This window comes from Sphingomonas sp. Leaf357, assembly GCF_001423845.1.
Taxonomy (GTDB): domain Bacteria; phylum Pseudomonadota; class Alphaproteobacteria; order Sphingomonadales; family Sphingomonadaceae; genus Sphingomonas.
On sequence record NZ_LMPM01000001.1, the window covers coordinates 486865 to 498880 of the forward strand.

Below are 12016 nucleotides of genomic sequence, written 5' to 3' on the forward strand. Positions count from 1 at the left end.
GTGCGAAGGCTGGGCGCAGGGGCATAATCAGGTAGCGAAGCGGGCACACGCCGGTAATGGCCAATATCGTGCAGTTCGAGAATGTTGGGCTGCGCTACGGCACCGGCCAGGAAACGCTGTCCGACGTTTCGTTCACGCTGGCCAGCGGGGCGTTCTACTTCCTCACTGGGGCGAGCGGCGCGGGCAAGACGTCGTTGCTGAAATTGCTCTATCTCGCGCAACGCCCGACGCGCGGGTTGATCCGGCTGTTCGGCGAGGACGCGGTGACGTTGCCGCGCAAGCGACTGCCCGGCTTCCGCCGCCGCATCGGCGTGGTGTTCCAGGATTTCCGGCTCGTCCCGCACCTCTCGGCCTATGACAATATCGCGCTCCCCTTGCGCGTCTCGGGCGTGCCGGAGAGCGACATCGCCGCCCCGGTGCGCGAGATGCTCGCCTGGGTGGGCCTCAGCGACCGCGCCGAGGCCAAACCGCCGACACTGTCGGGCGGCGAGCAGCAGCGCGTCGCCATCGCCCGCGCGGTGATCGGCCGGCCCGAGATCCTCGTCGCCGACGAACCGACCGGCAACGTCGATCCCGACATGGCGGAACGCCTGCTGCACCTGTTCGATTCGCTCAACCGGCTCGGCACCACCGTCGTCGTCGCGACGCACGATTTCCACCTGCTCGGCCGCATCCCCGGCGCACACATGATGCGGCTCGACGGCGGTCGTCTCCTCGATCCCACCGGCTCGCTGCGCTTTCCGCCGCCCAGCCAGGACGGCGAAGACTGATGCCGGTCAAGCTGATCCCCTCCGCCGCCGATCGCCGCCTGCTCGACGAAAGCCGCGGCACGCGTGCGATGACGTGGATCATGGCGATCATGCTGTTCCTGACGGTGCTGGCCGGCGCGCTGGGGCTGGGCACGAGGTCCGCGGCTGTGTCGCTCGACCGGCAGCTGGCCGGGCGTTTGACCGTGCAGATCGTCGCGCCAATCGCGACGGAGCGCGAGCGGGAGGCGGCCGCTGCGCTCCGTGCGCTGACGGCCCTGCCCGAGGTGAAGCGCGCTGGGCAGGTCGATCGCGCCGAACTCACCGCCCTGCTGCGCCCGTGGCTGGGCAGCGACGGGGCCGATCCCGATCTGCCGATCCCGGCGATGATCGACGTCGACCTCGCCACGCCGAGCGACGCGGCGGTCGCGCGGGCGACGGCGGCGGTGCAGGCGGTCGCGCCCACCGCGCGGATCGACCGGCAGGAAAGCTGGATGGCCCCGGTCAGCAGCTTCATGGCGATGATCACCAGCCTCGCGGGCGCCTTGGTGCTGCTGATGGCGGCGGCGACCGCGGCGGTGGTGATCCTCGCCGCACGCGCAGGGCTGGATACGCACCGCGACACGATCCAGGTGCTGCACATGCTCGGCTCCACCGACATCCAGGTCTCGCGCCTGTTCCAGCGGCGCATCGCGCTCGATACCCTGGTCGGTGGGTTGCTCGGCACGGGGATCGCCTGCGCACTCGTGCTGCTGATCGGCGTCCGGCTCGGTGCGATCGGATCCGATCTGCTGAGCGGCGTGGCGCTGAGTCCGCGCGACTGGATCCTGCTGTTGTTGCTGCCGGTGATCTTCTCGCTGCTCGCCACGCTCGCCGCGCGCGTCGCGGTGACGGCGGCGTTAAGTAAGATCTTGTGAGCACGATTCCGTGATCCGGCGCCTGCTCTCGCTCGCATTGATCTTGTGGCTGCTCGGCTTCGCGGTGTTCATGCTGCTGCTGCCGCGCCCGCTCGAGGATGCGAAGACCGACGCCATCGTCGTACCGACCGGCGGCGCGGGGCGCATTCAGCGCGGGCTGGAACTGCTTCAGGCGCATGCGGCACAGCGCATGCTGATCACCGGCGTCGCGCCCGAGGTCGAGGCCGACGAACTTGCGGCGGAATACAAGGCCCCGCTGGCCTTGTTCGATTGTTGTATCGACCTCGGGCAGGAGGCGGTCGATACCCGCTCCAACGCGATCGAGACCGCGCGCTGGGTGCGCGACCATCGCTACAAGACGGTGCGGCTCGTCACGTCGGACTGGCATATGGCGCGCGCGCGGCTCGAGCTGGCCTATGCGCTGGACCGCGACGTGCAGGTGATCGGCGAAGGCGTGCCGAGCCATCCGCGCTTCGCCACGCTGATCGCGGAATACAACAAATTGCTGCTGCGCCAGGTCGCGTTGTGGACGGGGATCGGACGATGATCGGCTTGCGCAACCTGCTGTTCCAGATCGTATTCTACACGATCTCGGTGCCGATCGTGCTGGCCACGCCGATCAGCGCCGTGTTCGGGCGCCGCGCGATCATCGTCAACACGCATATCTGGACGAAATTCCACCATTGGGCGACGAAGACCTTTCTCGGTATCCACCAGCATGTCGAGGGTACGCAATTCCTGGATGGCCCGGTGATCTACGCCGCAAAGCATCAGGCGATGTACGAGACGCTGGAACTCGGCCGCATGCTGGATACGCCGGCGATCGTCATGAAACAGGAACTCGCCAGCATCCCGGTCTGGGGCTGGGCCGCGCGCATCTATGGCTGCATCGTCGTGGATCGCGAGGCGTCGGCCGGCGCACTGCGGCGGATGGTCAGGGAGGCCAAGGCGGCGCTGGCCGAGGGGCGGTCAATCCTGATCTTCCCGGAGGGCACGCGGGTCGCGCCCGGGGATCAGCCGCCGCTCCGCGCGGGGTTTGCCGGCCTGTACCATATGCTGAAGATCCCGGTGATCCCGATCGCGATCGATTCGGGGATGGTCTGGCCGAGACAGGGGCCGAAACAGCCCGGCACGGTTACGTTCCGCTTCGGCGAGGCGATTCCGGCGGGCCTGCCGCGCGAGGAGGCCGAGGCGCGGGTGCATGCTGCGATCAACGCGCTGGATGTGAAGGCGTGACGTCAGTCTAGTCGTGGCTGCGCCCGAAATCGGGGGCCGGATCGTCCTGCCCCTGTTCGATGATCCCACGCCGGATCGCCCGCGTGCGGCTGAAATGGTCGAACAATTCCTCGCCTTTGCCCAGCCGGATCGCGCGTTGCAGCGCGGTCAGATCCTCGGAAAAGCGCTGCAGCATGTCCAGCACCGCGTCCTTGTTGGTCAGGAACACGTCGCGCCACATCGTCGGGTCGGAGGCGGCGATGCGCGTGAAATCGCGGAAGCCTCCCGCGGAATATTTGATCACCTCGGACTGGGTCACTTCCTCCAGATCGGAAGCGGTGCCGACGATCGTATAGGCGATCAGATGCGGCAGATGGCTGGTCACGGCGAGCACGCGATCGTGATGCTCGGGTGCCATCATCTCGATATCCGCGCCCAGCCGGCGCCAGAATTCGGCGACGCGCTCCACCGCCGCCGCATCCGCGCCCTCGGGTGGCGTCACGATGCACCAGCGCTTGTGGAACAGGCTCGCGAAGCCAGCTTCCGGCCCGCTGCGCTCGGTGCCCGCCACCGGATGCGCCGGGATCACGATGGTGCCGGGCAGGGCCTCGGTCAGCACGCGCAGCACTTCGGCCTTGGACGATCCGACATCGCTGACGATCGCCTCGGCCGGCAGATCGGCGGCGAAATCCGCCGCCGCCGCGCCCATCGCCCCAACCGGCACGCACAGGATCACCAGATCGGCATCGATCACCGCCGTGCCGCCCGACTCCGCGATGTCGTCGCACAATTGCAGCCGGTCGGCGACGCTGCGGACGTCGGGGTCGGCATCGTACCCGGTCAGCCGCACCGTCGGCATCGCGACGCGCACCGCGCGGGCGATCGACGAGCCGATCAGCCCCAGCCCGATGATCGTGACCCTGGCGAACGGCAGCATCAGCCGGCGGCTTCGACCAGATCGCGCAGCGCCGTCATCACGCCCTGCGTTTCCTCCGCCGTGCCGATCGTGATGCGCAAGCCGTGCGGCAGTCCCTGTCCGGGCAGCCAGCGCACGATATAGCCCGCGTCCATCAAGCCCTTATATGCCACTTCCGCGGTCAGCTTGCCCTCGAACAGCACCAGCACGAAATTCGCCTGGCTCGGCACGGCGCGCAGGCCGGCATTGCCGAGCTTGTCGATTTCCTGGCTAAACCAGCGCCGCCACTCGGCATTATGCGCCCGGGTCGACTCGACGAATTCGCCATCCCCCAACGCCGCGACCGCCGCCGCCGTGCCGGCAATGGTGATCGAGAAGGGCAGGCGGATGCGGTGCATCGCGTCGATGATCTCGGCCGATCCATAGCCCCAGCCGATCCGCTCCGCGGCCAGGCCATACATCTTCGAGAAGGTGCGCGTGACCAGCACGTTGGATGCGCTTTCGGCCAGCGCCATGCCGCCGTCTTCCGCATCGCCCTCGATATATTCGGCATAAGCGTGATCGAGCACCAGCAGGATGTCCGGCCGCAGCCCGGCGTGCAGGCGTGCGATTTCGGCCCGGGTCGAATAGGTCCCGGTCGGGTTGTTGGGATTGGCGATGTAGATCAGCTTCGTCTTCTCGGTGACGCAGGCCAGGATCGCATCGACATCGGTGGCATAGTCCGTGTCCGGCGCGATCACCGGCGTCGCTCCCACGCGTCGCGCCGCTATCTCGTACACCGCGAAACCGTAGCGGACGTAGATCACCTCGTCGCCCGGGCCGGCGAACGCCCCGGCGGCGAGATGCAGCACCTCGTCCGATCCGTTGCCATAGATGATCCGTTCGGGATCGAGCCCATGCTTCTCAGCCAGCACATCGCGCAACTCCGTCGCGCTTGCGTCGGGATAACGTTCCAGGCGGTCGGCGGCCGAAACGAACGCCTCCTTCGCGCGGGGGCTGGTGCCGAGCGGATTTTCGTTCGACGACAGCTTAACCACCTTGCGGCCGTCATCGGTAGTCGACCGGCCCGGCACATAGGGGGCGATCGCCATGATCCAGGGCTTCGCAACGGGCTTGGTTTGGGGTGTGCTCATGGTCGCGCGGCATAGCGGCACCGTGGAAATTGACAAGGCGAGGCCGCCCGCCCTAGCGCCCGATGCGTGAGCTTCAACGATCCCACCAGCGACCGGCGCTTCGGACTGACGCGCACCGTCACCCTGCCGGGCCCGCTGCGCCTCGATGGCGGCGTGCTGCTGTCGCCGGTCGATATCGCCTATGAGACGTACGGCACGCTCGACGCGGATGGCGGCAATGCGATCCTGGTCTGCCACGCGCTGACCGGCGACCAGCACGTCGCGAGCAATCACCCGGTCACCGGCAAACCCGGCTGGTGGACGCGCATGGTCGGGCCGGGCAAGCCGATCGATCCCGCGCGGCACTTCATCGTCTGCGCCAATGTGCTGGGCAGCTGCATGGGCTCGTCCGGTCCGGCGAGCATCAATCCCGCGACCGGAGCGCCATGGGGCATGGCATTCCCTGTCATCACCATCCGCGACATGGTGCGCGCGCAGGCGATGCTGCTCGATCATCTCGGCGTCGGCGTGCTGAAGGCGGTGGTCGGCGGATCGATGGGCGGAATGCAGGCGCTGAGCTGGCCCGCGACCTTCCCCGAGCGCGTAAAGGCGGTGGTCGTCATCGCCTCGACCGCGCGCCACACCGCGCAGAACATCGCCTTCCACGAGGTCGGGCGGCAGGCGGTGATGGCCGATCCGAAATGGCGCGGCGGCGATTATTACGCGGATGCGGATCCGCCGGCCGCCGGTCTCGCCGTCGCGCGCATGGCCGCCCACATCACCTATCTTTCCGAAGCCGGCCTCACCGAGAAGTTCGGCCGCAAGCTGCAGGCGCGTGAAACGAAGACGTTCGGGTTCGACGCGGATTTCCAGATCGAATCCTATCTGCGCCATCAGGGCATCGCGTTCGTCGATCGCTTCGATGCCAATTCCTACCTCTACATCACTCGCGCAATGGACTATTTCGATCTTGCCGAGGAACATGGCGGTCGCCTCGCCAGCGCGTTCCGGCCAAGCAAGGCGCGTTTCTGCCTGGTGAGTTTCGACACTGACTGGCTCTATCCCACCGCCGAATCGCGCGCGATCGTCCATGCGCTCAACGCCGCCGGCGCACCGGTCAGCTTCGTCGAACTGTCGAGCCCGTTCGGGCACGACGCCTTCCTGCTCGAGGCACCCGAGTTGAACCGCGTTGTGGACGGCTTCCTGAGGGCCGGAATATGAGCGACATATTATTATCCGACGGCAAAGCATTGTTACACGTGGAACAAATCCACCACTGGCTGGCGAGCAGCTATTGGTCGCCGGGCATCGAACGCGCCTTGGTCGAACGCGCGATCGCCGGATCGCACGCGCTGGGCGCGTATCGAGACGGTAAGCAGATCGGTTTCGCCCGCGCGATCACCGATCATGCCACCTTCGCTTGGATCGCAGACGTGTGGGTCGACGAGGCCGGGCGCGGGCAGGGGCTTGGCCGCCGAATGGTGCAATGGTTCGTCGATCATCCCGACTTTGCCGGCATCCGCCGCATCGGGCTGGTCACGCGCGACGCGCACGGCGTGTACGACAAGATCGGCTTCCACCCGCTGATCCGCGCAGATCGCTATATGGAACGTCTCTCGCCCGAGGCGGAAGCCTTTGCGCGGGGCGCGGCATGACGCTCCGCCCCGATCTCGCGATCATCGCCGATCATGTCGCCGCCGGATCGCGCACCCTCGACGTCGGTTGCGGCGACGGGCAGTTGATGGCGGCGCTGCGGGATCGTAAGGGCGTCGACGCGCGCGGGCTGGAGATCGCGGCCAGCAACGTCGCCGCCGCCGTCTCGCGCGGGCTATCGGTGATCCAGGGGGATGCCGATACCGATCTCGCCGCCTATCCCGACGCCAGCTTCGATTATGCGATCCTCAGCCAGACCCTGCAGACCGCGCGCCGGCCGGATGTCGTTCTCGATCATCTGCTCCGCATCGGCCAGCGCGCCTTCGTGTCGTTCCCGAACTTCGCGCATTGGCGGGTGCGGGCGTCGCTTTTGTGGGGTGGGCGCATGCCGGTCACGCGGCTGCTGCCCGAACGCTGGTACGATACGCCCAACATCCACCACGTCACGGTGGACGACTTCCGCGCCTTCGTCGCCGATCGCGGGCTGGCGGTGGAGGGGGCGTGGTTTTTGTCCGGCGACCGTCGAACCAGCTCGGCGGCCGCGAACTTCCGCGCCGAACATGCCGTATTCCTTTTGAAAGGCTGATCTTTCCTATTTCGAGTTGATCTGGATCAAGGAACCAAGCACTCTACCGATGGTTTGTACCGGACCATCGCCGACGGGATTAGAATGACCGCCACCGCCCTCATTGTCGAAGACGAGATTTTCGTCGCCCTCGATCTCGAGCGAATCCTGACGGATGCCGGGTACAAGGTGAAGGCGATCGCGGCCGATCGCTCGACGGCTTTGCAGGAAGCGGGCGAATGCAATTTTGCATTGGTCGACATCAATTTGCGCGACGGCCCGACCGGCCCTGATCTCGCCCGCACGCTGGCGCAGGAATATGGACTGAAGGTGGTGTTCGTCACCGCCAACCCCGGCCAGATCGGCGATCCCGGCAGCGCGTTGGCCTATGTCCGCAAGCCGTTCAGCGAAGCCGCGATTCTCGCCGCGGCAGCGCTGGCGAGCGCGTCGGCGGACCATCCGGCAAATGACGACGTCGTCCTGATCGGGCAAACCCAGATCGGCTGACGCCAACGCGGTGTCGCTGCGCACAGATCGGGCAGGAAATCGTCAGCATCGTGGGCGGCTCGCTACGTGCGGCTGAACGCCTTGACTGGTATGCACGTGGTGACGACGAGGCCCTCCCGCCGCCAGTCCCGATCCACCGTGCCGCCGAGCTGGCGGACCGCGCTCATCTCGATCAATTGCGATCCGAAGCCCGAAGGTTCCGGTGTGCCGACCACGTGGGGTCCGCCGGTCTCGCTCCAGGTGAGACACACCCTGTCGTCGTTCGGCGCGATCTCGACCATGATGCGCCCGTCGTCATTGGCCAGTGCGCCATATTTCGTCGCATTGGTCGCCAGTTCGTGGAACAGCAGCGCCAGCGGCGTGGCGGAGCGATCGTCGATATTCACATCGCCGCCGATCACCGAGATCCGCATGCCCTCGCCCTGCTGATAGGGGCGAAACAGCTCGTCGAGCAGGCCGTGCAGGCTCGACTGCGCCGCGGCCGGGCGGGATTGCGCGCTATGCGGGCGCACGAAATCGTGCGCGCGGCCCAGCGCCGTCACGCGTTCGCGCAGATCGTCGGAAATGCCGCGAAAGCCCGGATTGGCGCGGGCCGCGAACCCGATCAGGCCGGAGATCACCGCGAAGATGTTCTTGATCCGGTGGCTGAGTTCCTGCGCGATCACCTCGCGCTCCTCGCTCGCCTGCTTCTGTTCGTGCACCTCGGTACAGGTGCCGAACCAGCGCACGATCTCACCCGCCTCGTTGCGCAGCGGTAGCGCACGACCCAGCGTCCAGCGATATTCGCCGTCCGCGCGGCGCAGGCGGTACTCGACCTGATAAGGGTCGCCCGTCGCCAGCGAGTGACGCCACACCGCCCAGGCCCGTTCCTGATCGTCGGGGTGGAACATGCCGTTCCATTCCTCGCCGTCGGTCGACCCCTCGGGCACGCCGGTGAAATCGTACCAGCGCGCATTGTAATAATCGTGATAGCCGTCGGGCAGCGTGGACCACACCATTTGCGGCATCGAATCCGCCAATACGCGGAACCGGTTATGGCTTTCGGTCAGCGCGCGGTGATTGGCATTGTCCGCATCGCGCCACGCCGCGGCATCGCGGCTGTCGCGCAGCCGCGCCATCACCGCCTCGGCCAGCGTCGTCAGCCCCTGCTGCTGCAACACGGTCAGCCCCGCGCGCGGCTCGGTATCGATGATGCACAGCGATCCCAGCGGCATGCCATCGTCCGCGATCAGCGGTGCACCGGCATAGAAGCGGATGTTCGGATCGCCCGTAACCAGCGGATTCTCGGCGAAGCGCGGGTCGCGGGCCGCATCCGGCACGATCATGATCTCATGGTCGAGCATCGCGAATGCGCAGAAGCTCGTCTCGCGCGGCGTCTCGCTGGCATTCAGCCCGGTACGCGCCAGGAACGTCTGGCGGCGCTCCTCGACGAGACTGACCAGCGCGATCGGCGCCTCGCACAGCGCGGCGGCGAAATCGGTGATGCCCTGCAGGTTCGCCGCGTCGCGCAGCGATTCTATGTCGTGCTTGGCGATGGTCGCCGCGCGCGCGGATTCGTCAAGCTGCCAGCCGCGGCCGGCGGACGGCTTGGGGTCGTAGCGTTCGGTGTTGCCGGGCGCGCTGTCGAGCCTCAAAACGGCACGTCGTCGTCGAGATCGTCGGCGAAGCTCTGCCGGCTTCCACCGCCGCCGGCGGACGCGCCGCCACGGCTTCCGCCACCGCCGCCACCATAACCGCCCGATCCACCGCCGAACTCGTTGCCGCCGCCGAAATCGTCACGCCCGCCGCCGCCATAGCCGCCGCCGCCGCCCGAACCACCGCCGCTGCCGCCACCGGCGCCCGGCGCCCCGTCCAGCATCGTCAGCACGGAATTGAAGCCCTGCAGCACGATCTCCGTCGAATATTTGTCCTGGCCCTGCGCGTCCTGCCACTTCCGGGTCTTCAGCGCGCCTTCGATATAGACCTTGCTGCCCTTGCGCAGATAACGCTCGGCCACGTTCGCCAGGCCTTCGTTGAAGATCGCCACCGAATGCCACTCGGTCGCTTCCTTGCGCTCGCCGGTATTCTTGTCCTTCCACGAATCGGACGTGGCGATGCGCAGGTTCACCACCTTGCCGCCGTTCTGGAAACTCTTGCTTTCGGGATCGCGGCCGAGATTGCCGACGATGATCACCTTGTTGACGCTGCCCGCCATATTGTTCGTTCCTACAAACCGAGTCCTATTGCGGCCCAGTATGTAACCCCGGCGGCGATATATGCCAGTGCGAACAGATAGCCCACCATGAACATCGGCCACTTCCACCCGTTCGTCTCGCGGCGGGTCACCGCGATGGTCGAGATGCATTGCGGCGCGAACACGAACCACATCAGGAAGGCCAGCGCGGTCGGCAGGCTCCAGCGGCCGCGCAGATTCTCGGCCAGCTTGCCTTCGCCCGCCGGTTCCTCCGGATTGTCGATCGCATAGACCGTCGCCATCGCGCCCACCGCCGCCTCGCGCGCGGCCATCGCCGGCAGCAGCGACAGGGCGATATCGTGATTGAAGCCGATCGGTTTCACGACGACCTCGATCCCGCTCGCGATGCGCCCGGCGATCGAATATTCGCTCTGCCGCACGCCGGCGGGCGCGACCGGATAGCTTGCCAGCACCCACAGGATCGCCACCGTCGCCGCGATCGTCGTGCCGGCACGCTTCAGGAAGATCAAAGCGCGGCTCCACAGCCCCAGGCCCACGTCCGACAGGCGCGGCCACTGATATTTCGGCATCTCCATCATGAAGCCGGAGGACGGGCCCGCCGTCACCGTGTTGCGCAGCACGAGGGCGGCGACATAGGCCGACACGATGCCGAGCACGTAGAGCGCGAACATCACCAGCCCCTGCAACCCCACGAACGGCAGCACGCGGCTGTTGGGAATCAGCGCGCCGATGATCAAAGTATAGACCGGCAGCCGCGCCGAGCAGGTCATCAGCGGCGCGATCAGGATCGTGGTCAGCCGGTCCTTCTCGTCGTCGATCGTGCGCGTCGCCATGATCCCCGGCACCGCGCAGGCGAAGCTCGACAGCAACGGAATGAAGGCGCGCCCGGACAGGCCGACGCCGGCCATCAACCGGTCCATCATGAAGGCGGCGCGGACCATGTATCCGGTCGCTTCCAGCACCAGGATGAAGGTGAACAGAATCAGGATCTGCGGCAGGAACACGATCACCGCGCCGACGCCGGCAATGACGCCATCGGTAAGGAAGTCGCGCACGAACCCGGCGGGCAACGCCTCGGTGACGCCGGTCGAGATCCACGCGAACAGCGCCTCGATCCAGCCGATCGGTGCCTGCGACCAGGCGAACACCGCCTGGAACATCACGAACAGCAGCCCCAGCAGCAGCACCGGCCCGCTGATCGGATGCAGCGCGACGGCGTCCAGCATGTGCGTCCAGCGCCGCCCGCTCGTCTCCGACACCGTCGCCTTGACCGAGAGGGCGCGCGCGCGACGTTGCAGCGTGACGATATCCTCAGCCACATGGCCCTCGTTCGGGCGCAGGCGGATCGCGGCGCCGCGGCCGACGATGCTCGACATGCGCGCCTTCAACTTGTCCAGCCCGCGCTTGCGCACCGCGACGGTCGGCACCACCGGCACGCCCAGTTCGCGTTCGAGGATCGCGGCATCCAGCTTCAGCCCGTCGCGCTCGGCCAGATCGATCATGTTCAGCGCCACCACCACCGGCAGGCCCAATGCGATCAACTGCAACGTGAAGCGCAGGTGGTTGTCGAGGTTCGACGCGTCCACCACGACGACGATCGCATCGGGCAACCGCTCGCCGGCCTGCTGCCCCATGACGACATCGCGGGTCACGCGCTCGTCCGGGCTGGAGGGGTCGAGACTGTACGCGCCGGGCAGATCGACCAGTTCGATCGGCCGGCCGTCGTCCAGAGCGAGCCGGCCCGAATGCCGCTCCACGGTCACGCCGGGATAATTCCCCACTTTCTGCCGCGCCCCGGTCAGCGCGTTGAACAGGGCGCTCTTGCCGGCATTGGGGTTGCCGACCAAGGCGACCAGCGGCAGCGTGCTCATGATGTGATCAACGTGAGGGTCTTCAGACGGGCGAAACGGCGATCGCCGCGGCGACGGTACGGCGCAGCGCCACCGTCATGCGGCCGATGCGGCAGGCGATTGGGCCGGTGCCGAACAGCGATTTGTGCAGCACCTCGATATCGACGCCCTCGTCGAAACCCAATTCGCGCAACCGCCGCGCCTCGGGCGCACTCAGCCCCTGCCAGTCAATCGCCGCCACGGTCGCATGCTGGCGGCGCGGAAGCTTTTCGAGGCTGAGAGGAATCGCATTGGCGACGGTCGCGTTCATGATGCGACTGATTATCAATAACTAGGCGGAT

The 12016-nt window shown here is 66.9% G+C and carries 14 protein-coding genes; 8 read left to right on the forward strand and 6 right to left on the reverse strand.

The features are described from left to right. Positions 1 to 56 precede the first annotated feature (56 nt). Genes ftsE through ASG11_RS02325 form a run of 4 tightly spaced genes read left to right on the forward strand, consistent with a single transcriptional unit; the run spans position 57 to position 2899 of the window. A complete protein-coding gene (gene ftsE / locus ASG11_RS02310) occupies positions 57 to 770 on the forward strand; it encodes a cell division ATP-binding protein FtsE (protein WP_055774643.1) in 714 nt (237 codons plus the stop codon). Further along, the gene (locus ASG11_RS02315; RefSeq protein ID WP_055774646.1) at positions 770 to 1663 is read left to right on the forward strand and encodes a cell division protein FtsX; all 894 of its coding nucleotides are present in this window, start codon (positions 770 to 772) and stop codon (positions 1661 to 1663) included. Before ftsE ends, ASG11_RS02315 begins: the two co-directional genes overlap by 1 nt. Positions 1664 to 1673: 10 nt before the next feature. Continuing rightward, positions 1674 to 2210 (forward strand): YdcF family protein, encoded by a 537-nt coding sequence (locus tag ASG11_RS02320; protein ID WP_055774649.1) that lies wholly within the window; start codon positions 1674 to 1676, stop codon positions 2208 to 2210. Then, the gene (locus ASG11_RS02325) at positions 2207 to 2899 is read left to right on the forward strand and encodes a lysophospholipid acyltransferase family protein (protein WP_055774652.1); all 693 of its coding nucleotides are present in this window, start codon (positions 2207 to 2209) and stop codon (positions 2897 to 2899) included. The genes ASG11_RS02320 and ASG11_RS02325 overlap by 4 nt, the downstream gene beginning before the upstream one ends. Before the next feature lie 7 nt (positions 2900 to 2906). Here ASG11_RS02325 and ASG11_RS02330 read toward each other — a convergent pair whose 3' ends face one another. Beyond that, on the reverse strand, positions 2907 to 3815 hold the full coding sequence (locus tag ASG11_RS02330) for a prephenate/arogenate dehydrogenase family protein (protein ID WP_055774655.1): 909 nt from the start codon (positions 3813 to 3815) through the stop codon (positions 2907 to 2909). Then, on the reverse strand, positions 3815 to 4927 hold the full coding sequence (gene hisC, locus ASG11_RS02335; protein ID WP_055774658.1) for a histidinol-phosphate transaminase: 1113 nt from the start codon (positions 4925 to 4927) through the stop codon (positions 3815 to 3817). Before hisC ends, ASG11_RS02330 begins: the two co-directional genes overlap by 1 nt. Before the next feature lie 66 nt (positions 4928 to 4993). On the opposite strand from hisC, the gene metX reads away from it, so the two are divergent. From metX to ASG11_RS02355, 4 genes are all read left to right on the forward strand, one after another. Then, the gene (gene metX / locus ASG11_RS02340) at positions 4994 to 6127 is read left to right on the forward strand and encodes a homoserine O-acetyltransferase MetX (RefSeq protein WP_055774661.1); all 1134 of its coding nucleotides are present in this window, start codon (positions 4994 to 4996) and stop codon (positions 6125 to 6127) included. Beyond that, positions 6124 to 6561, forward strand: a complete 438-nt coding sequence (locus ASG11_RS02345) for a GNAT family N-acetyltransferase (RefSeq protein ID WP_055774664.1) — start codon at positions 6124 to 6126, stop codon at positions 6559 to 6561. Before metX ends, ASG11_RS02345 begins: the two co-directional genes overlap by 4 nt. Then, positions 6558 to 7145, forward strand: a complete 588-nt coding sequence (gene metW / locus ASG11_RS02350) for a methionine biosynthesis protein MetW (RefSeq protein ID WP_055774668.1) — start codon at positions 6558 to 6560, stop codon at positions 7143 to 7145. The genes ASG11_RS02345 and metW overlap by 4 nt, the downstream gene beginning before the upstream one ends. An 84-nt stretch (positions 7146 to 7229) precedes the next feature. After that, positions 7230 to 7631: a response regulator gene (locus ASG11_RS02355; RefSeq protein ID WP_055774671.1), complete on the forward strand. Its 402-nt coding sequence runs from the start codon at positions 7230 to 7232 to the stop codon at positions 7629 to 7631. A gap of 62 nt (positions 7632 to 7693) precedes the next feature. On the opposite strand, the gene ASG11_RS02360 is transcribed toward ASG11_RS02355, so the two are convergent. The 4 genes from ASG11_RS02360 to ASG11_RS02375 are packed head-to-tail and all read right to left on the reverse strand — an operon-like array spanning position 7694 to position 11985. Further along, on the reverse strand, positions 7694 to 9265 hold the full coding sequence (locus ASG11_RS02360) for a PAS domain-containing protein (RefSeq protein ID WP_082472548.1): 1572 nt from the start codon (positions 9263 to 9265) through the stop codon (positions 7694 to 7696). Beyond that, entirely contained in the window at positions 9262 to 9825 is a 564-nt protein-coding gene (ssb, locus tag ASG11_RS02365) for a single-stranded DNA-binding protein (RefSeq protein WP_055774674.1), read from the reverse strand. Before ssb ends, ASG11_RS02360 begins: the two co-directional genes overlap by 4 nt. An 11-nt stretch (positions 9826 to 9836) precedes the next feature. Then, entirely contained in the window at positions 9837 to 11696 is a 1860-nt protein-coding gene (gene feoB, locus ASG11_RS02370) for a ferrous iron transporter B (RefSeq protein WP_055774677.1), read from the reverse strand. Between the two features lie 22 nt (positions 11697 to 11718). Continuing rightward, entirely contained in the window at positions 11719 to 11985 is a 267-nt protein-coding gene (locus ASG11_RS02375) for a FeoA family protein (RefSeq protein WP_055774679.1), read from the reverse strand. Between the last annotated feature and the right edge of the window lie 31 nt (positions 11986 to 12016).